This is a genomic window from Acinetobacter sp. NIPH 542 (assembly GCF_000369825.1).
Taxonomy (GTDB): domain Bacteria; phylum Pseudomonadota; class Gammaproteobacteria; order Pseudomonadales; family Moraxellaceae; genus Acinetobacter; species Acinetobacter oleivorans.
Genome location: NZ_KB850206.1, coordinates 2,300,253 through 2,326,645, shown reverse-complemented (window position 1 = coordinate 2,326,645; position 26,393 = coordinate 2,300,253). Strand labels below are relative to the sequence as shown.

Sequence of the window (26,393 nt, the reverse complement as noted above, 5' to 3'; positions counted from 1 at the left end):
TTAAAAGGTATCGAGTGGCTAAATTATTAATAAAACAATTTTTATTTGAGTTGTAAGAATAGAGGACTTAAAAAAGGAAGAGAAAATTCTCTTCCTTTGATTAGTTTTTAGGCTCAGGTGGTGTCATTCCAAACTGTAAATAAGATTGGTTCGTTGCAATGCGACCTCGCGCGGTACGCATCACATAACCTTGTTGAATTAAATACGGTTCAATCACATCTTCAAGTGTGCCGCTATCTTCAGCCATTGCTGCTGCAAGCGCTTCGACTCCAGCAGGGCCGCCATCAAAACGCTCTAGCAGCATGCTCAAATAACGGCGATCTAGGGTGTCTAAGCCAGCTTTATCAACATTGAGCATATCAAGCGCACGCTGTGCCATTTCATGGGTCACTTCGCCTGTGCCTTTTACTTGGGCATAGTCACGAACACGTCGTAATAAACGATTGGCAATACGTGGTGTACCACGTGCACGGCGTGCAACTTCTTCTGCGCCCTCAACAGTAATGGGTACATTCATCAAGTTTGCAGAGCGTGACACAATATGAGTGAGGTCTTCTACAGAGTAAAACTCAAGACGTTGCACAATACCGAAACGGTCACGTAGAGGTGAGGTGAGCAAACCTGCACGTGTTGTAGCCGCGACCAGTGTAAACGGGGGTAAATCGAGTTTAATTGAACGAGCAGCAGGCCCTTCACCAATCATAATATCTAATTGGTAGTCTTCCATCGCTGGATAAAGAATTTCTTCAATCACTGGAGAAAGGCGGTGAATTTCATCAATGAACAAGACGTCGCCTTCTTCAAGGTTGGTCAGCATTGCAGCTAAGTCGCCCGCACGCTCTAAAACTGGCCCTGAAGTAGATTTAAGATTACCGCCCATTTCACGCGCAATAATGTTGGCAAGGGTGGTTTTACCTAAGCCCGGTGGACCAAAAATCAGCGTGTGGTCGAGTGCTTCACCACGACCGCGAGCTGCGCCAATGAAAATTTCCATTTGCTCGCGTACTACAGGCTGTCCGATGTAGTCGGCAAGAGAAGTTGGTCGAATAGCCCGATCAAAATGATCTTCAGGCTTTTCCGCTCCACTGATTAGACGGTCTTGCATAATTGTTTTACTTCATCATTGATTTAAGAGCAGCACGAATAATATCGGCTGATTCTGTGTAATCGGCTTTAACCGCAGCAACAGCTTTTTGCGCTTCAAGTGGCTTATAACCTAAAGATTGCAAAGCGGCTTCTGCTTCTGCCACAGGCGAGTTTGCAGCAAACTGAATTTGAGGCAGGCTAGCTGAAGTAGAAGTACCTTGGGCTAATGTTTTGAAACGGTCACGAAGCTCAATCATTAAACGTTCAGCTGTTTTTTTGCCAACACCCGGAACTTTTACTAACGTGTTAATGTCGTCATGCTCAATTGTGTGAACCAATAGCTCAACGCTTAGTGTCGATAGAATACCTAAAGCCATTTTCGGACCGACACCATTTACTTTTAATAAGGTGCGGAAAATTGTTTTCTCTTGAGCATCGCTAAAACCGTAGAGTTGTTGAGCATCTTCACGAACAACTAAATGGGTCCATAACGTAACTTTTTGGCCTTTTTGTAATTGGCAAAATGTTGAAAGTGGCGTATCAATTTCATAACCCACACCATTTACATTCAGTAAGACAGTAGGGGCTTCTAGGGCAAACACTTCGCCAATTAAACATCCGATCATAGATTAGTTTCACTTATTCATAACTGTAAATCTGGTCGTTTTAACACTAATTAAAAACGATACTGGTTTTATTTCTTTCTATATTAAGCCAGCTTAAAACAAGCCAATTTTATTACCTTGTAGCTCTTGAGCCAAGCTATAAGCCTGATGATCTGAAAACTTACTGATAATATCGAGTACTTGCATAATATTGCTGTAATGATTATTGCTAAAGTTAGCACCATACAGATTAAGGATAGACATTAAACGTTGTTCTTTAAAGCTTAAAGATTTATGTGGTGTGGTCAGCGGTACAAATGCATCCAAAATTGTTTGCAAACTTTGATGCGCAATAATTTCTAAGCCAGACTTTTGTGGATGCTCAAAAATCTTATCACGTGCCAGATTTTTGGCTGTTTCGATACCAATTGCAATATCAGGTGAGCAATATTGTAAAAGGTTACCTTTAAGCTGACCTGTAATGATTTCATAATGATGTTTAGCAAAGGCTGTAGTGACTTCATCTACAAGCCGTTTCATAACACGACCACGTAATGCCGAAATCTTTTGTTGCCAAGTACTATTTGGATGTGACAATTCTTCAGGCTGACCATAGTCGGCAATAAGGTTTAAGAAAATTGGCTCAACTTCTTGGTAACTCAGCATATTTAAGATAATGCCATCTTCTAAGTCAATTAAGGCATAGCAAATGTCATCTGCAGCTTCTAACAAATAAGTCAGTGGGTGACGGCAATAATGATATTCACCTAACTGAATAAGGCCGAGCTGTTCGGCAATCTGTTTTAAAATTTCTTTTTCAGATTGATAACAACCAAACTTTGCTCGTTGATGAGAAGGGCGATCACCTTGTGACGCAATAGTTTTTGAAAGCCATGGATACTTTAAATAAGCCCCTAAAGTTGCATAGGTTAAGCGCATACCTCCATCATTTGGATGATAGTCAATGCGACTTAATAAACGTAATCCTTGAGCATTACCCTCAAACTGGCGAACATCGGCTTCTTCTTCGGGACTTAATTTCTTCAAAAAATCATCATGTGAAGCATCGTCAAACCATTCGCGAATCGCGTATTCACCTGCATGTCCGAAAGGTGGGTTGCCAATGTCGTGGGCAAGACAGGCTGCTTGAATAATTGCGCCGACATCAGCAGGAGAAATCCAGACGGGTAATTCATTTTTTATTTTTTCTGCGGCAAGCATACCCATTGAGCGGCCAATACAGGAAACTTCAAGTGAGTGAGTTAAACGGGTATGAATGCCATCATGCTGTGCGAGTGGGTGAACTTGCGTCTTACGGTTTAGCTGACGAAAACTTTGAGAAAATATAATACGGTCATAATCTTTATGGAATGGGCTACGAGCCAGTTCTGTACTGCTTTTTTTACTACCTAAACGAACTGCAGAAAGCAGCTCTAACCAACGCATTTGTTCCATTTATCATTATTCAAAACTGTAAAACCTGATCATGCCAAAAAAAAGTTAAAAGCACTAGCTTGGTGCGACATAGTTTGTCTTAGTTCAGGTTTTATTATGTTATTGAATAAACATGAAACAATTTATTTTTAGCTAGAATGCCTAAAAAAATGATTTTGAACAAAAAACTACTCACTTCTTGCAGAATTAGGTTACAGAATACTGATTCTACATCTAGCTGATTTTAGCAAGAAGCAGTAGAATATGCGCTCTCTCTAAAGTCACATTGCGGTAAGGTTCACAAGACCTGCCCGTGGAGCCAAAATCAACATGTTTATCGTGGCCGGTGCAGCAGCACATTCTTCTTTTAAGAAAGCTCAACTATTAACACGTTTATCGTCAATTAGTTCTGTTCAATCTTTTGACAGCCAATGGGTCTATTTGTTTGATCAAGCGCTCAACGAGCAGCAACATCAATCTGCTTTGCAATTATTGAATGACGGTGAGTCTTTTGAACTTCGTCAATCTGCAAGTGATGAGATTCAGATTTTAGTTACACCACGTGTGGGTACTATTTCACCTTGGTCTTCTAAAGCAACTGATATTTTCAAAAACTGTAATACACCAGTACACCGTTTAGAACGTGGTCTTTTATTCACGCTAAAAGGTGTTACTGAAATTACGAATGAAGTTAAACAAGTACTTCATGACCGTATGACAGAAACAGTTTTTGCTCAAATTGATGATGCAAAAGCATTATTTTCAGAAACTGCTCCAAAACCATTAAATTCAATTGATATCTTGGGTCAAGGCAAAGAAGCTTTGGTTAAAGCTAACAATGAGTTTGGTTTTGCGTTATCTGAACAAGAAATTGATTACTTAACTGAAGCATTCGGTAAGCTTGGTCGTAATCCAAATGACATCGAGTTGATGATGTTTGCACAGGCAAACTCTGAGCACTGTCGTCATAAAATCTTTGGATCAGAATGGACAATTGATGGCGAAAAACAACCATTGTCATTGTTCCAGATGATTAAAAACACTTATAAAGAATCTCCAACAGATGTGTTATCTGCATATAAAGATAATGCTTCAGTAATTGTGGGCTATGACACGATGCGTTTTTATCCGAAAGCGGATGAAAATGGTCACTTTGTTTATAAATATAAGAGCCAAGCTGCTCATATTTTAATGAAGGTTGAAACTCATAACCACCCAACAGCAATTTCTCCATTTGCTGGTGCTGCAACTGGTTCAGGCGGTGAAATCCGTGATGAAGGTGCAACAGGTCGTGGTGGTAAACCAAAAGCTGGTTTAACAGGTTTCACAGTTTCGAACTTAAACATTCCTGGTTTTGAACAACCTTGGGAAGAAAACTACGGTAAACCTTCACGTATGGCTTCGCCATTACAAATCATGATTGAAGGTCCATTAGGCGGCGCGGCATTCAACAATGAATTCGGTCGTCCTGCGTTAAATGGTTATTTCCGTACTTTCGAACAGAATGTAAATGGTGAAGTGAAAGGCTTCCACAAGCCAATCATGATTGCTGGTGGTTACGGTAATATCCGTCCTGACCATGTAGAAAAAGATGCGATTCAACCAGGTGATTTACTCATTGTATTGGGTGGCCCTGCAATGTTAATCGGTCTTGGTGGCGGTGCAGCATCTTCTGTAGATAGCGGTACAATGGGTGAAAGCCTTGATTTCGCTTCTGTACAACGTGAAAACCCAGAAATGGAGCGCCGTTGTCAAGAAGTAATCGATACTTGCTGGCGTTTAGAAGACTTCAACCCAATCGTTTCTGTACATGACGTTGGCGCGGGTGGTTTATCAAATGCTATGCCTGAACTTGTGAATGATCATGAGTTAGGTGCAGTTCTTAACCTTCGTAAGATTCCTTCATTAGAGCCGGGCATGAGTCCAATGGAAATCTGGTCAAATGAAGCACAAGAGCGTTATGTTCTTGCTATTCGTCCAGAATCTTTAGAGCAGTTCGAAGCAATCTGTGCACGTGAGCGTTGTCCGTTTGCTGTGTTGGGTGAAGCAACTGAAGCGCGTCACTTAACAGTTGAAGATCCATTATTCCAAAATGATGCTGTTGATATGCCAATGCAGGTGATGCTTGGTGGTACGCCACGCATGCAGCGTTCTTATGAAACTATTGAACGTAGTGGCGATGATTTTGACGCTTCAAAAGTTGATTTGAAAGATGCGATTTTCCGCGTATTGAAAAACCCTACAGTTGCGTCTAAGTCATTCTTGATCACCATTGGTGACCGTTCAATTACAGGTATGGTTGCACGTGATCAAATGGTTGGTCGTTGGCAGGTTCCTGTTGCAGATGCCGCAGTAACAACAACAAGTTTGCAAGGTTTCACTGGTGAAGCAATGGCAATGGGTGAACGTCCACCAGTTGCATTGTTAAACCCAGCCGCATCTGCTCGTTTGGCAGTTGCGGAAGCAATTACCAATATTGCATGTGCAAACATTGAACAAATTAGTGATATCAAACTTTCTGCAAACTGGATGGCTGCTGCTGGTCAAAAAGGTGAAGATCAAGCATTGTTTGAAGGCGTGAAAGCAATTGGTATGGAAATGTGTCCTGCTTTAGGAATTGCGATTCCTGTAGGTAAAGACTCACTTTCAATGCGTACGACTTGGAATGACAACGGCGAAGATAAAGCTGTAACTTCTCCAATGACGGGTGTAATTACTGCATTTGCTCCAGTAACTGATGTTCGTAAGACCTTAACACCTGAACTTAAAAATTTAGAAGATTCAGTACTTGTACGTATTGATTTGTCTAAAGGTCAGTTCCGTTTAGGTGGTTCGATTCTTGCTCAAGTATATAAAGCAATCGGTTCAATCACTCCAGATGTTGATAGTTTTGATGATTTCAAAGCGTTCTTCGCTTTAATCCAAGACTGGAACAATCGTGGTTTGATTCAAGCTTACCATGACATCGGTGATGGTGGTTTATTAGCTTCTGTAGCTGAAATGATGTTTGCTGCACGTTTAGGTGTTGCGTTAGAAAACCAGACTACTGCGGGCTTATTTGCAGAAGAAATTGGTGCAGTACTTCAAATTAAAGCAACTGATTGGGAAGCTTTACAAGCAGAAATCGCAGCTTCTAGCTTAAAAGATGCAATTGCTGTAGTTGGTCGTGTAAATAATTCAGATCAATTATCTGTAAATGGTTTAACTTTAGATCGTGCTGAATTACAACAAGCTTGGTCTGAGGTATCTCATCAGATCCAACGTTTACGTGATAACATAGAAACTGCTGATCAGGAATTTTCATTAATTACTGACAATACGCATCAAGGTTTGATTGCTAAACCAACATTCGACTTGAATGAACCTATTGAAGCGCCGTTCATTAATACACGTCGTCCTAATATGGCAATCTTGCGTGAGCAAGGTGTAAATGGTCATATTGAAATGGCAGCAGCTTTTGACAAAGTTGGCTTTAATACGATTGATGTACACATGAGCGATTTACTTGCTGGTCGTGTAAGCCTAAGTGATTTCGAAGGTTTAGTGACTTGTGGTGGTTTCTCTTACGGCGACGTAATGGGCGCAGGTGGTGGTTGGGCAAAATCAGTATTGTTCAATGCTAAATTACGTGATCAGTTTGAACAGTTCTTCCATCGTGAAGAAACATTCAGTTTAGGTATCTGTAATGGTTGCCAAATGTTGTCACAATTGGCACCGCTTATCCCGGGTGCTGAGCACTGGCCACGTTTCCACCGCAATATGTCAGAAGTTTTTGAAGCTCGTAGCGTAAACGTTCGTGTTGAAAAATCTGTTTCTGTATTGCTTGATGGTATGGAAGGTTCAATCTTACCGATTGCTGTTGCACATGGTGAAGGTCGTACTGTTGCAAGTGAAGCTAACATTGCAAGCTTGAACGCAGCTAACCAAGTTGCATTGCGTTATGTTGATAGTCACGGTAACCCGACTCAACATTATCCATTGAACCCGAACGGCTCACCTGAAGCGATTACTGGTGTTACTTCTAAAGATGGTCGTGCAACGATTATGATGCCGCACCCTGAGCGTACTTTCCGTGCAATTCAACACTCTTGGAGTCCAGAAGAATGGACTGAAGATGGTGCATGGTTACGTATGTTCCGTAATGCTCGTAAGTTTATTGGTTAATTAAAATATAAATTGTTGAAAATGCCACTCTCGAGTGGCATTTTCTTTATCTGCATATATGACTAAAATCATAGTACTCATTAAAAGAAAAAGTAGATAGGAAATAGATGAAAATGAATAATCTTAAAGAATTAGAGAAATTAAATAACCTAAGTTTCAAGTTGTTAATTTCCTTACCACTAATCAATTTTATTGGAAGCCTTGTATTGGTGAAGATAGAATTCGGCTTTGAAGTGATTTATATTTTTAATCTGGTATTGATTCTCTTACAGATCTTTATTTTTATACGAGATAGGCAGTTTTTGAAGAAAAAGCAGGCCTTTTGTCCTGCATGGGAGTGGTTTGTATTGTTCCCAGTCTATGTATATAAAAGACAAAGAAATAACTTTTTAAACTTAAATTATTTTTATATTAGCCTACTATTTTTTATACTTAATGCTGTTATAAATGCGTATGCCAGAACCCTATAGCCATCAGACAGATGAAATGTCAGCTCGATCGTTTGTTTCTCGAAACTACTTGGATAAGTACTTATCTAAAAAAATGAAAAATGATACATAATGATCTATGTAACTTTTTTGCTTTAATTTATGTTGCCCTGCAATTGGAAGAAAAATGAAATCAAAAATCCATTTCCGTGAATTTGCATTGCTCATGGCATTGCTCATGTCGATTGTTTCTTTTTCGATAGATGCAGTTTTACCTGCTTTAGGTGAGATTGGACGTGTTTTTGAATTAAAAAATAATAATCAGTCGCAATGGGTCATCATTGGTATCTTTTCTGGCATGACCATTGGGCAGCTCATTGCGGGGCCTCTATCCGATGCGATTGGGCGTAAACGCATTTTATTCACAGGAATTATTATTTATTTTCTGGGAAGTTTATTGTGCTTTACAACACAAAGTTTTGAGTGGTTTTTAGTTGGGCGCTTTATTCAAGGTATTGGTGTTTCAGGGCCTTATGTTGCTACGATTTCAATTGTTAGAGATAAATACAGCGGAGCTCAAATGGCTCGCATCATGTCTTTAATCATGATGGTATTTATGGTGGCTCCAGCAGTTGCACCGAGTTTAGGGCAACTCATTATTCATTTCTTTGGTTGGCGTGAGATCTTTGTTTTATATATGGTCTATGCCACAGTGATTGGAGCATGGGTTGCTTTACGATTAGAAGAAACATTACTTCCTGAAAATCGTTTACCTATGCGGTTGCAAGCATTTCAAGAGGGCTTTAAAGAAGTTGTAAGTAATAAAACTACCATGAGTTATTTGCTATGTGCAGGCTTTTGCTTTGGTGGTTTCATTGGTTATTTGGGAACTTCTCAACAAATTTTTATGCAACAGTTTGGTAAAACAGGACAAGAATTTAGTGCTTATTTTGCTGTACTTGCTGGTGTGATGGGAATCGCCTCATTTACAAACTCTAAAATTGTTATGAAGTTTGGTATGCGTCCAATCTGTATTTATGGCTTTTTAGGCTTGTGCTTAATTTCTTTAATTTTCTTGGGAATTCAGCTTTTAGGCGTGGCTGTATCATTCTGGATGTTTATGCTTTATGCCTGCATTTTATTTTTATTATTCGGAACTCTATTTGGTAATTTAAACGCGATTGCGATGGAACCAATGGGGCATGTCGCTGGAATGGCATCGGCTATTATTGGTGCAGCTTCCTCTATCTTGTCACTTATTCTTGCCTCTATTATTGGGCAATTATATAACGGTACATTAATTCCAATGACTTGTGGTTTTGTCATTTTGTGTGGTTTGGCTTTCGCTATGACAATATATGAGAATAGATATTTAAAGAAATCGGATGCTTAAAATTATAGGGATGACGATAAATCACTGAATTTTCAAATTTCTTCAAACTAATAGCTGCATATGGATTGTTGAAGCTCTTGAAGCATTTTAAAAAAAATGTATAAGAGTATAGACAGCTTACTATTTAACCCCTTATGCTTTATTTGAGGTTGGTTCAATTTTTGCTTTCTCTGTAACAACGATAAAAAATCGGAGATCAAAATGATGAAAAATGAAAATCACATAAAAACGTTTTATAAAAAAGATATGGGCTGGCGTTTATTTGGCTTAGCGCTTGCGATTCAAATACTCTTTATTGGAGCAAATTATTTGGTAATGATGAGCTGACTTTTATTCTGAGGCTTTTTTAACGGTATGATTTCAAGTTCGCTAGTTTTGAGTCATTTTGCCCATGTTAAAGCTGATTTATTACGTACCTGAGTCACATCTTGAGTCGACTAAACAAGCCATTTTCTCTGCTGGTGCAGGTGGTATCGGTAATTATGAACACTGCGCATGGCAAGTGAAAGGAATAGGGCAGTTTAAGCCAGTTAAAGGCGCCGATCCTTATATCGGAGAGCTAGGTGAACTCGAACAAGTTGATGAGTGGCGTGTAGAAACAATCGTAATTGAAGAAAATGCCAAGACCGTAGCGAAAGCATTAAAGGCAAGCCATCCTTATGAAGAGCCTGCCTTTGAGTTTATTCAAATCATAGAAGTTGATTTTAATTAAACTGAGAGAAATCTGGTTTACGTTTTTGCATAAATGCTTGTACTGCTTCTAGCATTTCAGGTGAGTGAACGCGTTGCATAAAGATTTCGGCTTCATGATCAATACATTCAATAATTTGCTCTAAATTATGCTTCATAAGCGCTTTTGTCTGCTTTAATGATGCAAGAGGCAAAGCTGCTAAATGCTGAGCTGTTGCCTGAGCAGATGCGTAAGAATCTTCAACTACTTCATTAACTAAGCCTGCTTGTACAGCAGTTTCAGCATTGAATTTTTTTGCAGTAAGTAGAAGCTCAGCTGCTTTGTGATAACCCGCTTGTTGAATGAGTAACTGACTTGCACCACCTTCTGGAGAAAGGCCAAGACTTACAAATGGAATCTGGAATAGGGACGTGTTGTCAGCAAAAACTAAATCTGCGTGTAATAAAATCGTAACGCCAATTCCAATTGCCACACCTTTTACTGCAATAAGAAGTGGTTTTGATAATTTGGCAGCCGCTTTAAGTAGAACGAATGGTGGAACTTCTCCAGCTGGCCCCATGTTTGGATTTTGTACAAAACCCATAAAATCTTTCATGTCATTGCCAGCGGTAAAATCTTGCTCGACACCACGTAGAATAACTACTCGAACATCTTTATTAAGGTCGGCTTCATTCAATGCTTTGGCAATCCATAAATAAAGTTCGCCATAGAGTGCATTTTTTGCATCTGGGCGATTTATGGCTAAGGTGAGTACGCCACCTTCTAAATTTGCGTTTAAATGTTGATGAGGTTGTTGAATACAGCTAAGTGTCATCGTACTATCCTTGCTTTAAACCACGTTGTTAATTTTTAGGTTCTCATTATGGCGCATATTTTTTGTAATGAGCGTTACTGATGAGTTCATAAAAAGTGAAAATCTAATTATGTATAAATTTGACTATCTCGTTTTTATAGGGCGTTTTCAACCATTTCATTTGGCTCATATGCAGACAATTGAAATTGCCTTACAGCAAAGCCATTATGTGGTTTTGGCGCTAGGCTCTGCTCAAATGGAACGTAATATTAAAAATCCGTTCTTAGCAATAGAGCGTGAGCAAATGATCTTGTCAAATTTTTCTCTAGAAGAACAAAAACGTATCCGTTTTGTACATGTGGTAGATGTTTATAATGACGAAAAGTGGGTAAAACAAGTCAAATCTTTAGTGAATAGCGTAATTGAACCGAACTCAAAAGTTGGTTTGATTGGACATTTTAAAGACGAGTCTTCCTATTATTTGAGACTGTTTCCTGAATGGATTATGGTTGAGCTTGATAGCTTAAAAGATTCAATTTCGGCAACACCAATGCGTGAAGCTTATTACCGTGGTGAAATCCAAACGGAATTTTTCCCTGTAGGAACCATTCGATTTTTAGATGAATTTAAAAATACTGAAGTTTATGCTGAACTCCAGCGCAAATATCTTATCGATGATAAAACCAATCTAAATTAATTCAGCTTGTGGTTCGTCTGCTTGATAAAGATCCTGCCACTACATTTGTAGTCATTGATGAAGTTGAAACTGATAACTGGGGTGTTGCAGGTGAAACTATTTCTTCGATACGAAAAAGACAAAGTTTGAGTACTTAAAATGCAAAATAATCCTATTACTGAGATTCAGAAACAACTAGAGCAATATTTTGATGGTTTGTATTTTTGTGATGTGCAACTTCTAAATAATGTTTTTCATCCTGATGCTATATATATCAATGTAACCGAGCAGCCCGTACTACGAATTAACATGGCTGAATATTTTCCGATTGTTGCGAGTCGGATTTCTCCAGCTTCAATGCGACAAACACGACAGGATAAAATCAGTTCAATCAATTTGATTAATGAACGGTTGGCGCTAGTACATGTTGAATGCGTTATCCACCCTAAATATTTTTATGATGCACTTACATTTGTGTTTGAAGATGATAAATGGAGGATTATATCGAAAGTATTCCATTATCAAATTTTAGCGGACTGAATGATTAAGCATCTGCCCAAAAGATAATTCGGTTGGAAAAAGGATCGGTGATGCTGAGTTCAAGTGTTTCCCAATCTGTTTTTTCAACCTGAGGCTTAGAAAATTTATAATCTTTTTTGCTTAGTTCACTGTGCAGCTCATAAATATGTTCCCAATAAATACGGATTGCACTATGTGGACTTGCATCACCAAAATGCTCGGATAAATGAATAACGCAATCATCTTTAGAAATTTGTAAATATAACGGAAAGTTATCTTCAAATTGATGTTGCCAATCAAGTTGAAAACCTAAGAACTCAAGATAAAATGATTGAGCTAAATCAACATCAAAAATTCTTAAAATTGGAGTGATTGAACCAGATTGCATCATTTTTCCTTTTAACGCGTACCAAATTGTTGAGTCCAATAACTCTTTTGCTTCACAGACTGATCAGAAGCACACGCGATTGCGTAAGTTGTGAATTTCGGATTCATTAGATTACTACAATGCAAGGGACTTGTTAGCCATTTAGACATAACTTGCCCTAAAGTTTTTTGGCCACTAGCGACATTTTCACCATTGGCTTTACCAAGGGTATTGTAAATTTTCAAACGTGATTTTAAGTCCAGACCCGTTGAGCCAACATGCCCGAGAAAGTTGTGTGCAGCCATATCTTCACTATGAGAAAGTGCACCTTTATATAAATTATTACTCCAGTTCAAAGGTCTGGTTGCTGGGAAATACTGCTGACCACATTGACGTGATTGCTGTCGGATCTGATTAATTGTGTTAAGTACAGCTTGTTGGTAGGCTGGGTTTTGTAAATCTTGGCAGCTTATTTCATTGGAATTGTTTTGAATTTGAGCAATTGATGTGGGCGTGTCAGTGGGTATTGCTAATGTATTTGCACTACATGCACCGATAAAAAGAGTAATAGGCAGCAAAGAGCAGGTTTTGAGTAGACTCATATCATTGCCTTAAAATAATTATTCTAATATTTTATGATACGCCAAAGTCAAAGTATTGGGTAATGCTTTGCAAACAAAAAGCGAGTGTGAAACTCGCTTTTTGTTAGTTAATTTTATTAAGCTGTTTGAAGGGCTTTTAAGTCTTCTAGAACTTGTTCCGCATGCCCAGCAGCTTTAACTTTACGGTAGCTTTTAACTAAAGTTTTGTTATGGAAAATGAAAGTAGAGCGTTCAATACCCATTACTTTTTTGCCATACATATTTTTTTCTTTAATCACATCGAAGTGCTTACACAGTACTTCTTCTTTATCACTAATCAGATCAATAGTCAGTGCCTGCTTTTCTGTAAAATTTTGGTGGGCTTTTACTGAGTCGCGCGAAACACCAAAAATACTGGCACCTAAAGCATCAAACTGATCTTTTAAACAAGAAAAACCAACTGCTTGTGTTGTACATCCTGGAGTTGAATCTTTAGGGTAGAAGTAAATGATTAACCATTCATTTTCGACCTCAGTCAAGTTCACTTCACCTTGTGTTGTTGGGAATACCTGATTTGGTAATTGGATATTGTCAGTCATTTCTCATCCTTCAAAAAAGCTAAATTTGATCTAATTCAAGTGGTAAAAAAGCATATTCTTCATGATAAACAATATCGAGCTTTCTTACAGGAATTGGTTTGTTAAAAATTGGGCCATCAATCACAGTCGTATGAAATTCACCACCTTCACCACATGGATCAATACCGCGGTTTTCAAGTTCTTTTATATATTCTAAGTTTAAAGTTTTTCCTAAATCTTCAATTGTCATTCCTAGTTTTAAGTTCACTGTCACAAGAACACTACGGAAACCAAGATTAATAAATTCTTCAACAACTTCACGATGTGGGCGAAGCCAAAGAGGCATTCCTAATTTAAGTCCCACCTGTTGAGTTATTCGATCATGCCAACAGCCATGTTCAGGCATATCTAGATCACCTGTAACAAGTACCTCGGCACCTTGTTGTTTTGCCTGAATGAGTAATTCAATAAATTTAGCTTCATAGTCATTCCAGCTTGAAGAAGCCATAAATACGGGTAGGCCAATTGCTTCAGCTTGAGCTTGAATAATATCAAGTGGCATAGCATGCGAACGAGAGCGCTGACCTTGCTCTTCTAGCATGACAATGAGTCCATTAACTGTACCAGTTTGCATTGCATGGTAGAGTGCAAGGGAGCTGTCTTTGCCACCACTGAATGAGACAATAGAGGTCTTATTTATTGCGTTGGTTTTCCATTGTTCTTGCATGGTTTATTTCAGATGAATTGTTCAAGTTCGATAAGGTCATTTTAACAGAGCTACAAAAAAGCCTGCATAAATGCAGGCTTAATTTGGAATAACAAAAGCTTATTTTTTAGGAGCTTGTTGTTGAGCAGCTTTCATTGCATCTTCAGTTAATTTTTCAAGTTTAGTTGTTAACTGAGGACCGAAACATGCTTTAAGATCACGGTTTTGTTGTTGTACAAATCCTAGAGAGCTTGGGCTTTTCTTCGCATTGATTGCACTTTGGATTTCCCATTTTTGTGCTTCAGTCACTTTACCTTGTGCTTCAACTTGGCAGCTACAGAATTTGCTAACTTCAGATGAACTTAGTTTGCCGCCTTTAGCTGTTTGATCTTTACAAACGTTAACTAATGCACCTTTAACGTTGGTACTTTTATATGCTGCTTGAACTGGGTTTTCGGCAGCATGTGCTGCACCAGCCATAAGAGCAACTGTTGAAAACAAAGATGAAAGAATAAGATTTGATTTTAACAACTTCATAAATTTTACCTACTTATTACGGTATATAGCGTGTTGGGTCGGCAACACCAGCCTCGATAAAGCCTTCTTTACGCAAACGGCAACTGTCACATTTGCCACACGCACGTCCTTGAGCATCTGCTTGGTAGCAAGATACCGTTTGACTATAGTCTACGCCATGTTCAATCCCTAAACGTATAATATTCGCTTTGGATAAATGTAACAGTGGTGTTTCAAACTTAAGTGGTTTTCCTTCTACGCCAGCTTTAGTTGCTAAGCGTGCCATATTCGCAAAAGCATCAATAAATTCAGGACGACAATCAGGATATCCTGAATAATCAACAGCATTGATACCAATAACAATCGCTTCAGCATTAAATACTTCAGCTGCGGCTAGAGCATAAGAGAGGAAAATAGTGTTACGCGCTGGTACATAAGTTACAGGAATACCTTCTTGTAACTGTTCTGGTACGGCAATGTTGTGGTCTGTAAGTGCAGATCCACCTAAATTAGCCAAATCGATATTAATTACACGATGTTCAACGCCTGCCCGTTGAGCTAATGCTTTTGCTGCATCTAGTTCAGTCGTTGAGCGTTGGCCATACATAAAACTAATAGCAATACATTCATAGCGTGCTTGTGCCCAAGCTAGGCAAGTGGTTGAGTCTAAGCCGCCTGAAAGCAAAACAATGGCACGAGGGCGCATATTTTTCTCCATATTCGGAATGATTTATTTTGTTGAGTGATTAACGGCCTGATTCATCGTTCCAAAGCAGTTTATGTAACTGAAGTTGGAAGCGAACGAGGAGTTTATCATCAAGTATCCACTGTGCCAGATCACGTGCTAGACGTGGCAGGCCAACAGCACCTTTTTCAACTGCAAAGGCAGGGGAGAACCAAACGGTACTGACTTTTTTATGCAGTTGATATTTTTCAACTTGCTGCTTTGACCATTCATAATCTTCGCGATTACAAATGACGAATTTAATTTGATCGTGCGCAGTCAAATGATCAAGATTGCTGATGAGATTACGATGTTCCTCACCAGAAGTTGGAGTTTTTAAATCAAGAACTTTAGAAACACGCGAATCTACTTTTGAGACATCGAGCGCGCCACTGGTTTCTAAAGAAACATCAAAGCCAGCTTCACATAGACGTTGTAATAAAATTAAACAGTTTGGCTGTGCAAGTGGTTCACCACCAGTTACACAAATATAAGGAGTTTGATATTGGGTAGCTGTTTCAATGATATGTTCAAGTGAAAAACGTTCACCGCCTTCAAAAGAATAAGTGGTATCACAATAACTACAACGTAATGGACAGCCCGTTAGACGGATAAATACAGTCGGTAGGCCAGAGGCGTTTGCTTCACCCTGCAACGAGTAAAAAATCTCGGTAATGCGTAAACCGGACGCAGGGTCTGAGACAGGAATTGCAGAGGAACGTAAGGAAGCCATTCTAGAAATACCACACTATATAAAAAATAAAATCTCTACGATCAGTGTTGACCGTAGAGATGTTTGATCAAACTGAAATTAGTCAGCGCGTAACAAATCGTTCAAACTTGTTTTTGCACGTGTTTGCGCATCAACTTTTTTCACAATAATTGCAGCATATAAGCTGTATTTACCATCAGCTGACGGCAGGCTACCTGCTACAACAACTGAACCTGCTGGAACGCGACCATAATGGACTTCGCCAGTTGCACGGTCATAAATTTTAGTTGATTGACCAATGAAAACGCCCATTGAAATAACTGAGCCTTCTTCAACGATAACGCCTTCAACGATTTCTGAACGCGCACCGATAAAGCAGTTGTCTTCAATAATGGTTGGGTTAGCTTGTAATGGTTCTAAAACACCACCGATACCTACACCACCAGACAAGTGAACATTTTTACCGATTTGAGCACATGAACCTACAGTTGCCCATGTATCAACCATTGTGCCTTCATCTACATAAGCACCAATGTTTACATAAGAAGGCATTAACACTACGTTTTTAGCTTGGAAGCTACCACGACGTGCTACAGCAGGAGGAACAACACGAACACCTGCTGCTTTAAATTGTTCTTCAGTCCAACCAGAGAATTTAGTTTCAACTTTGTCGTAGAAACGAAGATCACATGACTCGATTGGTTTATTGTCATTTAATTTAAATGATAATAAAACAGCTTTTTTTAACCATTGGTGAACAACCCATTCACCATTGATCTTTTCAGCAACTCGAAGTGTACCGTTATCTAAACCAGCAATTGCTTCTTCAACAGCTTGGCGGATTTCGCTTGAGCAATCTGCTGCAGTAAAGTTTGCGCGGTCTTCAAATGCTTGCTCAATGATCGTAGAAAGCTGAGACATGATCTTCCTTCCATAAAAAATTTTAAAGATTTTACACTAATTTGTGACAAGAATCTTTGAAAAAACGTGTTACGTTTAATCGAGGATATAAATGAGGTAAATGAAAATAAGCTTATTAGATAATCAAGTGTTTTTTACACAAAAATGATTTGAAAATAAAAATTTAACTCAATTTGTATCAAAAAATAACAGAAATCTACCACTTTTTGTATAAAAAAGACTCTAAGCTCTCTTTATTATGATTTCAGTCACAAGATGAATAAATTAAAAACAGAGCCTTTTTGAGGAGAAAACTATGAAAGCATTACGTGTTTTAGTAACAACAACAGCTTTATTCGCTGCTGGTGCTGTAATGGCAGATGAGGCAGTTGTTCATGACAGCTACGCATTTGACAAAAACCAATTAATTCCTGTGGGGGCGCGTGCTGAGGTAGGTACAACTGGTTACGGTGGTGCTTTATTGTGGCAAGCAAACCCATATGTAGGTTTGGCACTCGGTTATAACGGTGGTGACATTTCTTGGTCTGATGATGTAAAAGTCAACGGCTCAACTTATGATCTAGATATGGACAACAACAATGTCTATTTAAATGCCGAGATTCGTCCATGGGGTGCAAGTACTAACCGTTGGGCTCAAGGTCTATATGTAGCGGCTGGTGCAGCATATCTTGATAATGATTACGATTTATCTCGTAATGTTGATGCGACTCGTTCATTCCGTGTCAATAATCAAGACTTCCTTGCTAATGAAGGCGGAGTGAAAATTAATGGTAAAATGTCTTATAAAAATGACATTGCTCCATATTTAGGTTTTGGTTTTGCACCTAAAATTAATAAAAACTGGGGCGTATTTGGTGAAGTAGGTGCTTACTACACTGGTAACCCAACAGTTAAACTTGTTTCAACAGGTTCAGCGACTACTACTGGTGATCAATCACTTGAAGAAGCAGTAAATGCGGAAGCTCGTAAAATCGCGAATGACGATAAATACCAATGGTTACCAGTTGGTAAAGTTGGTGTGAACTTCTACTGGTAAGATCTAAAAGAAAAAACGAGCTACGGCTCGTTTTTTTTGCATCTAATAAAATAAAAGAGCTAAAAAGCTCTTTTATTTATTTTTGAATCTTTATTCATCTGGGTAAGCAATTTTCTTAAGTGCTTTAATATCTGCATCAGGTGAGCATAAGGAAATAAACTCGTAACCATAACCGCGTAGTAGATGACCTTTACGAACTGCAATCCATGTCGTATTGACACCAAAAATATCAGTTTTAGTTTGTTTTAAGCGATGATCACGTTCTGTGTCATAGGCCACGTCATTGACAATTCCGACTCCCATGCCCAATTCGACATAAGTCTTAATAACGTCTGCATCAAGAGCAGACATTACGATATCTGCATCAAGGTGAGCTTCTTCAAAAGCTTTGTCAATTTTAGAGCGACCTGTAAAACCGCCATGATAAGTAATGAGTGGGTAGTCCGCTAAAAGTTCAAGCGTAATCTTGTCTGCCTTTACTAAAGGATGATTTTGCGGTGTGATAATGCTGTGTTGCCATTGGTAGTAAGGAATACTAGCCAGATTTTCTTCTGTTGTTAAAGACTCTGTAGCAATTCCAATATCCGCTTCACCTTGTAAGAGCATTTCTGAAATTTCAACAGGGCTGGCTTGTTGTAAAATCAAATGAACTTTAGGAAATAACTTCTTAAATTGGTTTACGATTGGAGGTAGCACATAACGTGCTTGAGTATGGGTTGTTGCGATCGTTAATGTGCCTTCATCAACTTTATTAAAATCTTCTGCAAGGCGTTTAATATTTTCAGCATCAACCAACATGCGTTCAACGATGCCAAGAAGAGATTGTCCTGGTTCTGTTAAACCTAGAAGACGTTTACCTTTTCGTATAAAAAGCTGTACACCTAGCTCATCTTCTAGATCTTTAATATGTTTACTTACACCCGATTGAGACGTGTAGAGTGCAGCCGATGCTTCGGTTAAGTTAAAGTTTTGGCGTACAGTTTCTCGGATAATTCTTAATTGTTGAAAGTTCATTCACACTTTTCCTCAAAAGAGGTGAGGAATTGCTTTAGTTCCGCAAGATATTTCCTCACCAAATATATTTCTTAAGCAACTTGATCTGCAAATAAGTGCAATTGAGATGCACTCACCCAAACAGTTTGATTTGGTTTAAATGCATGTAATTTTGCAGCTTCACTGCTCAGAGCAATTTCAATTAAACGTCCATTACGGTCTTGTAATTCCGCCACAACTTTTCCGGCAATCCAGATTTCACGTACAAAAGTCGCTTCAATCGTATTCGCTTGCGGTTGCGAGTGAATATGTAACTCATCTGGACGGGCAAAAGCAATCACTTTTCCTTGAGGTGCCTCAACTGCCGTTGGTAATTCAATACGGTCATTGCCAATACGAATAATACCGCCGGCATGTTCACCTTCAAAACGATTTGCTTGACCCAAGAAATCAAATACAAATGGCGTTGCTGGTTTTTCATAAACTTCACGAGGTGAGCCGATCTGCTCGACATTCCCCTTATTCATTACAATAATTTGGTCTGCAACCTCGAGTGCTTCTTCCTGATCGTGGGTTACAAAGATTGACGTAATATGCAATTCATCATGCAAGTTACGTAACCAGCGACGTAACTCCTTACGGACTTTAGCATCTAAAGCACCAAATGGTTCATCAAGCAGTAAGACTCGTGGCTCTACTGCCAAAGCACGGGCTAAAGCAATACGCTGACGTTGTCCACCAGAAAGCTGAGCAGGGTAGCGATCTGCTAAAAATCCAAGTTGAACTAGATCAAGTAAACGAGTAACACGTTTTTTAATTTCAGCTTCCGAAGGACGGGTTGCACGAGGACGAACACGTAAACCAAAAGCAATATTGTCAAATACTGTCATGTGACGGAATAAAGCATAGTGCTGAAATACAAAGCCAACCTGACGCTCACGCACGTGTACATTGGTCGCGTCTTCACCTTCAAGTAGCACTTGACCACCATCAGCTGATTCTAATCCTGCAATAATCCGAAGGAGGGTTGTTTTACCGCAACCAGATGGGCCGAGTAGGGCAACCAGTTCACCTTCCGGAAAATCTAGAGAAATATTTTTAAGCGCATGGAATGCACCAAAGTGTTTTTCAATATTTTTAACTTGAATACTCATGATTTCATTCCTTACGAATCAGTTGAATGTGGTTCTGGTTTGTCTTGATGTAGTTCTAACCACGTTTTCAATACCAGCGTTAATAGGGCTAAAAAAGCAAGCAATGAGGACACGGCAAATGCTGCGCTAAAGGTGTACTCGTTATATAAAATTTCGACATGAAGTGGCAGGGTATTGGTTTCACCACGAATATGGCCAGAAACTACCGATACTGCACCAAACTCACCCATTGCACGGGCATTACACAGAATCACGCCGTAAATCAAACCCCATTTAATGTTAGGTAATGTCACTTTCCAAAAGGTTTGCCAGCCTGAAGCACCCAATACAATCGCTGCTTCTTCTTCCTCTGTTCCTTGAGCCTCCATGAGTGGAATTAACTCACGCGCTACAAAAGGTACTGTAATAAAGATGGTTGCTAAAACAATTCCAGGTACTGCATACAAGATCTTAATGTCATGGTCCATTAACCAGCCGCCAAACCAACCTTGAGCACCAAAAATAAGTACAATCATTAAACCTGCAATAACAGGTGAAACCGAAAAAGGCATATCAATGATGGTTGTTAAAACGGCCTTACCTCTAAATTGGAACTTAGAGACAGCCCATGCTGCGGCAACACCAAATATCACGTTAATCGGCACTGCAATTGCTGCGGTTAATAAAGTTAATTTCACTGCTGATAACGTATCTGGATCAATCAAAGCCTGAACATAGACTTCAAGTCCTTGTTTAAATGCTTCTACAAAAACTAGAATGAGTGGCAACATGAGGCAACTGAGGAAAAAAATCAGCGCAATTGTAATTAAGGTATAACGTACCCAAGTTGGTTCGCGTGTTGCATCTCGTGATTGCAATTTAAGCGCAAGTGCATTGCTGTCAGTATGTAGGTTCATGTGATATTTCTCCCTGTACGACGGTTTGCCCATGCTTGAAGTAAATTAATGGCAAATAAGATGATGAAAGAGAGAACTAACATGACCGCAGCAATTGTTGTTGCACCTGCATAATCATATTCTTCAAGGCGTGAAATGATCATGAGCGGAGCAATTTCTGTTTTAAACGGCTGGTTACCTGCAATAAAAATAACTGAACCATATTCACCGACACCGCGAGCAAATGCTAAAGCAAAGCCTGTGAATAGAGCTGGTAGTAATATCGGTAAAATAATCTTAGTAATTGTCTGCCAGCGATTTGCGCCGAGTGCCGAAGCTGCTTCTTCAAGTTCAGTTTCGATATCACTGAGTACAGGTTGAACTGTTCTTACAATGAATGGAATACCAATGAATATTAATGCCAACGTAATACCGATTGGCGTATATGCAACTTGAATACCGAGTGGTTCTAAATACTGACCGATCCAACCAGTGGGTGCATAGAGTGAGGTAAGCGCAATACCTGCAACTGCAGTTGGAAGAGCAAAAGGTAAATCGACTAATGCATCAACCAAGCGTTTCCCAGGAAAGTTATAACGGACAAGGCACCAAGCTAAAAGTAAGCCAAACACAACATTAATAAAGGCTGCGATTAAAGCTGAACTAAAGCTGAGCTGAAGCGATTTTAAAATACGCTCAGAGGTTAAAATTTCCCATAATCCGTCCCATCCAATTCCAAATGATTTGATAAAGACTGCGGCTAATGGAATAAGCACAATAAAAGAAACGTAGGCGAGGGTGAAGCCCAAAGATAGACCAAACCCAGGCAGCACTCGGGATCGCTGCGACATGATATTTCCTCAAAGAGAAAAGCCTGCTGAAACCAGTAAGCGAATAAATAAAGATAAACGGTGCGATATAAAGCTGGGTATTAAGCAAATTTCAAAGAGAAATGAGTTTTTACCGGGTCGATAGATGAGTGACTACACATCGAATCTTCTGGAATCAAATAATTCAGCAAATCTGGAAACGGGCCAAAACCTGAAGCAACATTAATATGGCCGACTTCACCAAGATTAACCGGGTTTAATTTCCATGATTTCGCAAGTTGTAATGCATCAAAAAAACCAAGCCATGGATCATTTTCACTAATGAGTAGTGTTGTAGGCACATCAATTTTTAATTGATGAAAATAATCTTTGTAGTCGGTCAAACTATGTCGAGCAAACCCTGCTTCCCCAAAGCGTGCTGGATTTGCCGGAGCGACTAAAATAAGTTTCTTAACTCGGTTTTTTAACTCTGGATGCTCAGCTAAAGCAGCAACACTTGTTAAGCAACCAAAGCTATGAGCAACAATTTGTACAGGAGCTGGTGCTGCTTGAACCGTTTTAACGAATTGCTCAACCCATTCACTTAGTACAGGTCTATCCCAGTTTTTTTGCTCAACACGAGAACTAGACACGAGTTTACGCTGCAACCAAGATTGCCAATGCTGATGTTCACTTCCACCTACACCTGGAACAATTACAGTATGAATCATGTCTGTTCTCCTTATCTTTAGTACAAAGAATTACTTCTCTGTACTATTGATTTTCACGATTTGATCGAAAACACCACCATTGTCGAAGTGTTTCTTTTGTACCTTCGTCCAACCACCAAACTCTTTATCGATGGTTACAAGCTTCAATGGCTTAAATACGTTGCTGTATTTCTTAAGAACGGCTGCGTTGCGTGGACGGTAGAAGTTACGTGCTGCAATTTCTTGGCCGGCTGGCGAATACAAGTAGTTGAGATAACCCTTAGCAATCGTTAAGTTGCCTTTTTTCGCAGCATTTTTCTCAACAACAGCAACTGGAGGTTCAGCTAAAATCGAAAGAGACGGGGTAATAATTTCAAATTTGCCCGGCTGTTCACGAGTAGCTAAATATGCTTCGTTTTCCCAAGCGAGTAACACATCACCAATACCACGTTCAGCAAAAGTTGTGGTTGCACCGCGTGCACCTGAATCTAGAACTTTAGTGTGTTTATAAATTTGGCGAACATACTCTTGTGCTTTAGCATCGTTACCACCTGGTTGATGTTTTGCCCAAGCCCAAGCTGCAAGATAATTCCAACGAGCACCACCTGAAGTTTTCGGGTTTGGCGTAATAATTTCTACACCTGGTTTGATTAAATCACCCCAGTCTTTGATTTGTTTTGGATTACCTTTACGCACTAAAAACACAATTGTTGAAGTGTATGGGGTAGAGTTCTGCGGTAACTTTTTCTGCCAGTCAGCTGGAAGTAATTTTGCTTTTTCCGCAATTTCATCGATATCTGCCGCAAGTGCTAATGTCACTACATCTGCATTTAAGCCATCAATCACTGCACGCGCCTGTTTACCAGAGCCGCCGTGTGATTGTTTGAACTCAATATCTTGACCAGTACGTTGTTTCCAGTAAGTACCGAACTGTTTATTGAAATCTGTATATAACTCACGAGTAGGATCGTAAGAGACGTTTAAAAATTCTTGCGCTGCAAATGATGAAACAGACAGAAGTGCAGCGATAACCCCGACTTTTAATTGTGAAAAACGCATGAGATAAGTCCTCAAAAAATATGAAATGTTCAAAACATGAACGCAGAATAGCGCTAGTCTTTATTCTAAAAAAATAATAAAAAACGAATTTAATATGAAAAAAATAGAAATAGTAAAAATAGATAAGTTATTCTTAAATCTTGATATAGAACAAGTTTCAAAAGTAGATACGAAATCGGTATAATTTTTTAAAATCAGTCATTTAATATTTAAATGAAAGGTGTTGTATTGTCGGGTCGTTTTAAACATAGGATGGGTTAAACATGTGGTGTTTTAAAAATGGGCAACCTATTGAAACCATTCCTTTACTGGATCGAGCATTTCATTATGGAGATGGATGCTTTACCACAATTCGTGTTTTTCAAAATCAGATTGAACTTAAAGAAAGGCATTGGAATCGACTAAAACTTGCATGTCAAAAACTGTCTTTAACTGCGGATTTTGAACTCATCGAACAGAGCTTACAGCAATTACAAAAGCAAAATCTTGTACTCAACGGCACTTTAAAAATTGTGATTAGTCGTGGGATAGGCGACCGTGGCTATAGTTTGCCAAAGCATGACGCCGATATTTATATCTGGTTTTATCCGAAAGCTTTAGAACCATTTCAACTAGACTTTATGCAGTGTGGTGTTTTAAATCAGGCCTTAGGTTTAACCATGCCAAGCTTGGTCGGGCTTAAATCTTTAAACCGTCTTGAACAAGTATTGCTAAAAAAAGAAGCAGATCAACTAGGGTGGGCTGAAGCATTAGTTACTGATGTACAAGGTTATATTGTTGAAGGGGTTAGTAGTAATTGTTTTATTCGCTTAAATGATAGATGGATTACTCCGGAACTTCGTTATAATGGCGTCCACGGTGTAATGCGGGCAGAAATTCTGGCGCGTATGCAGCACCATGGTATTGCCTGTGAAGTACGTGTAATTGAGTTAGATGAAGTATCTGAAATACAAAGTCTATTCTTTTGTAATGCTTTAAACCCTATGCGAGTGGTCACTCATTTAGGTGAGAAAACGCTAGAAACACAGGCATGCATAGATTTATTTCATATCCTTAACTTAAATCAGATTCATTAATATGCCGAAGCCACCTGTGAATGCGAAAGCAAAAAACGCCAAGAAAAATAACAAAAAACAAGCTCCAAAATTTTCTAAGCGATTGGTTCTAATTGGCCTTTTTATTGTTTTAATTTCTACTTTTGCCATTTTATGGTCGAGTCTATTTAAAGCTTATCCTATTGAAGGCAAAAAACAGATGTTATCTATTACATCTGGTGAAACCTATTCTGGTTTTATTGATCGTTTGGCGAAAGAAGGCAAAATTAGCTTTCCTGTGGTATTGAAGCTTTATCAGAAATTTATGATTCATGACAGCATGAAAGCTGGCGTGTATGAAATTGAACAGGGAATGAGTGTAAGAGAAGTATTAGAAATGCTATCTGATGCAGATAATGCTCAGATGAACCGTGTCTTGGTCATTGAAGGTACAACTTTTAAACAGCTTATTACTGCACTCAAAAATGATAAAAATGTAAAAAATACAATATTAGATTTACCAGATGATCAGCTGATGAAGGCGCTTGGGATTCCTTACGGACATCCTGAAGGCTTGTTCGCACCTAATACTTATTTCTTTGCCAAAGGTGAAACAGATAAGAAAATTCTGACCGATTTATACCACCGTCAAATGAAAGCTCTAGATGCAGCTTGGGCAAATCGTGCACCGAATTTACCTTATAAAGATAAATATGAAGCATTAATTATGGCTTCTATTGTTGAGAAAGAAACAAGTTTAGACAGTGAACTTACACAAGTTTCAGGAGTTTTTGTTCGCCGTTTAAAAATTGGTATGCGTTTACAAACGGATCCAACCGTTATTTACGGTATGGGTAATAATTATAAAGGCAATATTACTCGAGAAGACCTCCGTACCCCAACAGCATATAATACTTATACTATTAATGGCTTACCGCCAACGCCGATTGCTTTACCAAGCCAAAAAGCAATTGAAGCTGCATTGCATCCAGATGATTCAAATAACATCTATTTTGTAGCGACTGGCAATGGTGGGCATAAATTTACGGCAAGCTTGCAAGCGCATAATCAAGCGGTGCAAGAGTACTTATCCGTGTTGAGATCGAAGAAATAAGGAAAAGAGATGTTTATTAGCTTTGAAGGCACGGAGGGGGTAGGTAAAACTACACTCATTCGAAAAATTCATCAGCATTTTGAAGAGCAAGGTAAACAAGTTGTTTTAACTCGTGAACCGGGTGGTACGCCGTTAGCAGAACAAATACGTTCAATGCTTTTGGCGGTGAATCATGATGAAAATATGAGTCATGATACCGAGTTATTACTCATTTATGCGGCACGTGCTCAACACTTACAACAAGTTATTTTGCCGGCTCTAGAGTCTAATAAAATTGTTTTAAGTGATCGTTTTACCGATGCAAGCTTTGCTTATCAATGTTCTGGTCGTGGTTTAAGCCAAGATAAACTACAGCTTTTAAATCAGAACTTTGTTTCACGCATGCCTGAGGTGACTTTCTGGTTAGATGCACCGATTGAACTCGGTATGAACCGTGCACGCGAACGCGGAGCTTTAGACCGTTTTGAACAAGAAAAGTTAAGCTTCTTTACTAACGTTCGTGAAGGCTATGAAACCTTATGGAAAGCTGAACCTGAACGTATTAAGCGAATAGATGCAACCCAAAGTCCTGATCAGGTATTCGAACAGGCATTGCAATATTTAGGATAAGCAATTGGATGAGCCACTCTTATAGACTATGGGAGTGGTGAAAAATGACGTTAATTCTGATTTAAAACGTCATAGAAAATATCTGCTATTTTCTTATGCTATCTTA

At 39.0% G+C, this 26,393-nt stretch carries 28 protein-coding genes and 1 pseudogene; 11 read left to right on the top strand and 18 right to left on the bottom strand.

Annotated features, from left to right (window positions below; genetic code table 11):
- Positions 1-100: 100 nt before the first annotated feature.
- The 3 genes from ruvB to F886_RS16320 form a co-directional block, all read right to left on the bottom strand.
- Entirely contained in the window at positions 101-1,105 is a 1,005-nt protein-coding gene (ruvB, locus tag F886_RS16330) for a Holliday junction branch migration DNA helicase RuvB (RefSeq protein WP_004790665.1), read from the bottom strand.
- A gap of 7 nt (positions 1,106-1,112) precedes the next feature.
- Positions 1,113-1,712, bottom strand: a complete 600-nt coding sequence (gene ruvA, locus F886_RS16325) for a Holliday junction branch migration protein RuvA (protein WP_005307546.1) — start codon at positions 1,710-1,712, stop codon at positions 1,113-1,115.
- A gap of 93 nt (positions 1,713-1,805) precedes the next feature.
- On the bottom strand, positions 1,806-3,146 hold the full coding sequence (locus tag F886_RS16320; RefSeq protein WP_004790671.1) for a deoxyguanosinetriphosphate triphosphohydrolase: 1,341 nt from the start codon (positions 3,144-3,146) through the stop codon (positions 1,806-1,808).
- Positions 3,147-3,455: 309 nt separating this feature from the next.
- Here F886_RS16320 and purL point away from each other — a divergent pair, with 309 nt between their 5' ends.
- The 4 genes from purL (at position 3,456) to F886_RS16300 (ending at position 9,822) form a co-directional block, all read left to right on the top strand.
- Positions 3,456-7,289 (top strand): phosphoribosylformylglycinamidine synthase, encoded by a 3,834-nt coding sequence (purL, locus tag F886_RS16315; RefSeq protein WP_005307543.1) that lies wholly within the window; start codon positions 3,456-3,458, stop codon positions 7,287-7,289.
- A 615-nt stretch (positions 7,290-7,904) separates the two neighbouring features.
- Positions 7,905-9,110, top strand: a complete 1,206-nt coding sequence (locus tag F886_RS16305) for a multidrug effflux MFS transporter (protein WP_005307538.1) — start codon at positions 7,905-7,907, stop codon at positions 9,108-9,110.
- 201 nt (positions 9,111-9,311) lie between these two features.
- Positions 9,312-9,437, top strand: coding sequence for a KGW motif small protein (locus F886_RS20655; protein WP_005307535.1), 126 nt, complete (start codon positions 9,312-9,314; stop codon positions 9,435-9,437).
- Positions 9,438-9,501: 64 nt separating this feature from the next.
- A complete protein-coding gene (locus F886_RS16300; RefSeq protein ID WP_005307532.1) occupies positions 9,502-9,822 on the top strand; it encodes a YqfO family protein in 321 nt (106 codons plus the stop codon).
- Here F886_RS16300 and F886_RS16295 read toward each other — a convergent pair.
- Positions 9,815-10,615 carry an enoyl-CoA hydratase-related protein gene (locus F886_RS16295; protein WP_005307529.1) on the bottom strand — a complete coding sequence of 267 codons (801 nt, stop codon included), beginning with the start codon at positions 10,613-10,615 and terminating at the stop codon, positions 9,815-9,817. The genes F886_RS16300 and F886_RS16295 overlap by 8 nt on opposite strands.
- A gap of 109 nt (positions 10,616-10,724) precedes the next feature.
- On the opposite strand from F886_RS16295, the gene F886_RS16290 reads away from it, so the two are divergent.
- The 3 genes and pseudogenes from F886_RS16290 to F886_RS16285 all read left to right on the top strand — a co-directional run bounded on the left by F886_RS16290 (position 10,725) and on the right by F886_RS16285 (position 11,810).
- Positions 10,725-11,291, top strand: coding sequence for a nicotinate-nicotinamide nucleotide adenylyltransferase (locus F886_RS16290; protein WP_081402296.1), 567 nt, complete (start codon positions 10,725-10,727; stop codon positions 11,289-11,291).
- A gap of 5 nt (positions 11,292-11,296) precedes the next feature.
- Positions 11,297-11,428 (top strand): annotated as a pseudogene (locus tag F886_RS20035) (tautomerase family protein); the annotation flags it as partial.
- A 1-nt stretch (position 11,429) separates the two neighbouring features.
- The gene (locus F886_RS16285) at positions 11,430-11,810 is read left to right on the top strand and encodes a nuclear transport factor 2 family protein (RefSeq protein ID WP_005307523.1); all 381 of its coding nucleotides are present in this window, start codon (positions 11,430-11,432) and stop codon (positions 11,808-11,810) included.
- Between the two features lie 4 nt (positions 11,811-11,814).
- Here the strand turns inward: F886_RS16285 and F886_RS16280 are convergent, their stop codons facing one another.
- The 8 genes from F886_RS16280 to dapD all read right to left on the bottom strand — a co-directional run bounded on the left by F886_RS16280 (position 11,815) and on the right by dapD (position 16,894).
- A complete protein-coding gene (locus F886_RS16280; RefSeq protein WP_004790695.1) occupies positions 11,815-12,177 on the bottom strand; it encodes a glyoxalase superfamily protein in 363 nt (120 codons plus the stop codon).
- Positions 12,178-12,188: 11 nt separating this feature from the next.
- A complete protein-coding gene (locus tag F886_RS16275) occupies positions 12,189-12,758 on the bottom strand; it encodes a CAP domain-containing protein (RefSeq protein ID WP_005307520.1) in 570 nt (189 codons plus the stop codon).
- A 116-nt stretch (positions 12,759-12,874) separates the two neighbouring features.
- Positions 12,875-13,336 carry a peroxiredoxin gene (locus F886_RS16270; RefSeq protein WP_004790699.1) on the bottom strand — a complete coding sequence of 154 codons (462 nt, stop codon included), beginning with the start codon at positions 13,334-13,336 and terminating at the stop codon, positions 12,875-12,877.
- 19 nt (positions 13,337-13,355) lie between these two features.
- Positions 13,356-14,042, bottom strand: coding sequence for a Dph6-related ATP pyrophosphatase (locus tag F886_RS16265; protein WP_005307517.1), 687 nt, complete (start codon positions 14,040-14,042; stop codon positions 13,356-13,358).
- A 99-nt stretch (positions 14,043-14,141) separates the two neighbouring features.
- Positions 14,142-14,558, bottom strand: coding sequence for a hypothetical protein (locus F886_RS16260; RefSeq protein WP_003650267.1), 417 nt, complete (start codon positions 14,556-14,558; stop codon positions 14,142-14,144).
- Between the two features lie 16 nt (positions 14,559-14,574).
- Positions 14,575-15,243 carry a 7-cyano-7-deazaguanine synthase QueC gene (queC, locus tag F886_RS16255; RefSeq protein WP_004790702.1) on the bottom strand — a complete coding sequence of 223 codons (669 nt, stop codon included), beginning with the start codon at positions 15,241-15,243 and terminating at the stop codon, positions 14,575-14,577.
- A gap of 40 nt (positions 15,244-15,283) precedes the next feature.
- Positions 15,284-15,994: a 7-carboxy-7-deazaguanine synthase QueE gene (gene queE, locus F886_RS16250; RefSeq protein WP_005307514.1), complete on the bottom strand. Its 711-nt coding sequence runs from the start codon at positions 15,992-15,994 to the stop codon at positions 15,284-15,286.
- 78 nt (positions 15,995-16,072) lie between these two features.
- Positions 16,073-16,894: a 2,3,4,5-tetrahydropyridine-2,6-dicarboxylate N-succinyltransferase gene (dapD, locus tag F886_RS16245; protein WP_005307511.1), complete on the bottom strand. Its 822-nt coding sequence runs from the start codon at positions 16,892-16,894 to the stop codon at positions 16,073-16,075.
- A gap of 295 nt (positions 16,895-17,189) precedes the next feature.
- Here dapD and carO point away from each other — a divergent pair, with 295 nt between their 5' ends.
- Positions 17,190-17,930, top strand: a complete 741-nt coding sequence (gene carO / locus F886_RS16240; RefSeq protein ID WP_005307508.1) for an ornithine uptake porin CarO type 3 — start codon at positions 17,190-17,192, stop codon at positions 17,928-17,930.
- 90 nt (positions 17,931-18,020) lie between these two features.
- Here carO and F886_RS16235 read toward each other — a convergent pair whose 3' ends face one another.
- From F886_RS16235 to F886_RS16210, 6 genes are all read right to left on the bottom strand, one after another.
- The gene (locus F886_RS16235; protein WP_004790709.1) at positions 18,021-18,944 is read right to left on the bottom strand and encodes a CysB family HTH-type transcriptional regulator; all 924 of its coding nucleotides are present in this window, start codon (positions 18,942-18,944) and stop codon (positions 18,021-18,023) included.
- A 71-nt stretch (positions 18,945-19,015) separates the two neighbouring features.
- Positions 19,016-20,077 carry a sulfate/molybdate ABC transporter ATP-binding protein gene (locus tag F886_RS16230; RefSeq protein ID WP_005307505.1) on the bottom strand — a complete coding sequence of 354 codons (1,062 nt, stop codon included), beginning with the start codon at positions 20,075-20,077 and terminating at the stop codon, positions 19,016-19,018.
- 11 nt (positions 20,078-20,088) lie between these two features.
- Positions 20,089-20,973, bottom strand: coding sequence for a sulfate ABC transporter permease subunit CysW (cysW, locus tag F886_RS16225; protein ID WP_005307502.1), 885 nt, complete (start codon positions 20,971-20,973; stop codon positions 20,089-20,091).
- Positions 20,970-21,803: a sulfate ABC transporter permease subunit CysT gene (gene cysT / locus F886_RS16220; RefSeq protein WP_005307499.1), complete on the bottom strand. Its 834-nt coding sequence runs from the start codon at positions 21,801-21,803 to the stop codon at positions 20,970-20,972. The genes cysW and cysT overlap by 4 nt, the downstream gene beginning before the upstream one ends.
- An 80-nt stretch (positions 21,804-21,883) precedes the next feature.
- Positions 21,884-22,492 carry an RBBP9/YdeN family alpha/beta hydrolase gene (locus F886_RS16215; protein ID WP_005307497.1) on the bottom strand — a complete coding sequence of 203 codons (609 nt, stop codon included), beginning with the start codon at positions 22,490-22,492 and terminating at the stop codon, positions 21,884-21,886.
- Between the two features lie 30 nt (positions 22,493-22,522).
- Complete coding sequence (locus F886_RS16210) at positions 22,523-23,530, bottom strand: sulfate ABC transporter substrate-binding protein (RefSeq protein WP_005307495.1); 1,008 nt, start codon at positions 23,528-23,530, stop codon at positions 22,523-22,525.
- A gap of 263 nt (positions 23,531-23,793) precedes the next feature.
- Between F886_RS16210 and pabC the strand changes: the two genes are divergently transcribed.
- From pabC to tmk, 3 genes are read left to right on the top strand one after another with little or no spacing between them, the layout of a single operon-like run.
- Positions 23,794-24,606, top strand: coding sequence for an aminodeoxychorismate lyase (gene pabC / locus F886_RS16205; RefSeq protein WP_005307493.1), 813 nt, complete (start codon positions 23,794-23,796; stop codon positions 24,604-24,606).
- Position 24,607: 1 nt separating this feature from the next.
- Positions 24,608-25,678: an endolytic transglycosylase MltG gene (gene mltG / locus F886_RS16200; RefSeq protein WP_005307490.1), complete on the top strand. Its 1,071-nt coding sequence runs from the start codon at positions 24,608-24,610 to the stop codon at positions 25,676-25,678.
- Between the two features lie 9 nt (positions 25,679-25,687).
- The gene (tmk, locus tag F886_RS16195) at positions 25,688-26,287 is read left to right on the top strand and encodes a dTMP kinase (protein WP_005307489.1); all 600 of its coding nucleotides are present in this window, start codon (positions 25,688-25,690) and stop codon (positions 26,285-26,287) included.
- Positions 26,288-26,393: the final 106 nt, after the last annotated feature.

Coding starts and splice junctions, on each gene's coding strand:
- pabC (WP_005307493.1), top strand. CDS start 23,794: ATGTGGTGTTTTAAAAATGGGCAACCTATTGAAACCATTCCTTTACTG.
- F886_RS16285 (WP_005307523.1), top strand. CDS start 11,430: ATGCAAAATAATCCTATTACTGAGATTCAGAAACAACTAGAGCAATAT.
- F886_RS16280 (WP_004790695.1), bottom strand. CDS start 12,177: ATGCAATCTGGTTCAATCACTCCAATTTTAAGAATTTTTGATGTTGAT.
- ruvA (WP_005307546.1), bottom strand. CDS start 1,712: ATGATCGGATGTTTAATTGGCGAAGTGTTTGCCCTAGAAGCCCCTACT.
- queE (WP_005307514.1), bottom strand. CDS start 15,994: ATGGCTTCCTTACGTTCCTCTGCAATTCCTGTCTCAGACCCTGCGTCC.
- purL (WP_005307543.1), top strand. CDS start 3,456: ATGTTTATCGTGGCCGGTGCAGCAGCACATTCTTCTTTTAAGAAAGCT.
- F886_RS16270 (WP_004790699.1), bottom strand. CDS start 13,336: ATGACTGACAATATCCAATTACCAAATCAGGTATTCCCAACAACACAA.
- F886_RS16300 (WP_005307532.1), top strand. CDS start 9,502: ATGTTAAAGCTGATTTATTACGTACCTGAGTCACATCTTGAGTCGACT.
- F886_RS16235 (WP_004790709.1), bottom strand. CDS start 18,944: ATGAACTTTCAACAATTAAGAATTATCCGAGAAACTGTACGCCAAAAC.
- F886_RS16210 (WP_005307495.1), bottom strand. CDS start 23,530: ATGCGTTTTTCACAATTAAAAGTCGGGGTTATCGCTGCACTTCTGTCT.
- F886_RS16290 (WP_081402296.1), top strand. CDS start 10,725: ATGTATAAATTTGACTATCTCGTTTTTATAGGGCGTTTTCAACCATTT.
- carO (WP_005307508.1), top strand. CDS start 17,190: ATGAAAGCATTACGTGTTTTAGTAACAACAACAGCTTTATTCGCTGCT.
- queC (WP_004790702.1), bottom strand. CDS start 15,243: ATGCGCCCTCGTGCCATTGTTTTGCTTTCAGGCGGCTTAGACTCAACC.
- tmk (WP_005307489.1), top strand. CDS start 25,688: ATGTTTATTAGCTTTGAAGGCACGGAGGGGGTAGGTAAAACTACACTC.
- F886_RS16215 (WP_005307497.1), bottom strand. CDS start 22,492: ATGATTCATACTGTAATTGTTCCAGGTGTAGGTGGAAGTGAACATCAG.
- F886_RS16230 (WP_005307505.1), bottom strand. CDS start 20,077: ATGAGTATTCAAGTTAAAAATATTGAAAAACACTTTGGTGCATTCCAT.
- F886_RS16305 (WP_005307538.1), top strand. CDS start 7,905: ATGAAATCAAAAATCCATTTCCGTGAATTTGCATTGCTCATGGCATTG.
- cysW (WP_005307502.1), bottom strand. CDS start 20,973: ATGAACCTACATACTGACAGCAATGCACTTGCGCTTAAATTGCAATCA.
- mltG (WP_005307490.1), top strand. CDS start 24,608: ATGCCGAAGCCACCTGTGAATGCGAAAGCAAAAAACGCCAAGAAAAAT.
- F886_RS16260 (WP_003650267.1), bottom strand. CDS start 14,558: ATGAAGTTGTTAAAATCAAATCTTATTCTTTCATCTTTGTTTTCAACA.
- dapD (WP_005307511.1), bottom strand. CDS start 16,894: ATGTCTCAGCTTTCTACGATCATTGAGCAAGCATTTGAAGACCGCGCA.
- cysT (WP_005307499.1), bottom strand. CDS start 21,803: ATGTCGCAGCGATCCCGAGTGCTGCCTGGGTTTGGTCTATCTTTGGGC.
- F886_RS16275 (WP_005307520.1), bottom strand. CDS start 12,758: ATGAGTCTACTCAAAACCTGCTCTTTGCTGCCTATTACTCTTTTTATC.
- F886_RS16265 (WP_005307517.1), bottom strand. CDS start 14,042: ATGCAAGAACAATGGAAAACCAACGCAATAAATAAGACCTCTATTGTC.
- F886_RS20655 (WP_005307535.1), top strand. CDS start 9,312: ATGATGAAAAATGAAAATCACATAAAAACGTTTTATAAAAAAGATATG.
- F886_RS16320 (WP_004790671.1), bottom strand. CDS start 3,146: ATGGAACAAATGCGTTGGTTAGAGCTGCTTTCTGCAGTTCGTTTAGGT.
- ruvB (WP_004790665.1), bottom strand. CDS start 1,105: ATGCAAGACCGTCTAATCAGTGGAGCGGAAAAGCCTGAAGATCATTTT.
- F886_RS16295 (WP_005307529.1), bottom strand. CDS start 10,615: ATGACACTTAGCTGTATTCAACAACCTCATCAACATTTAAACGCAAAT.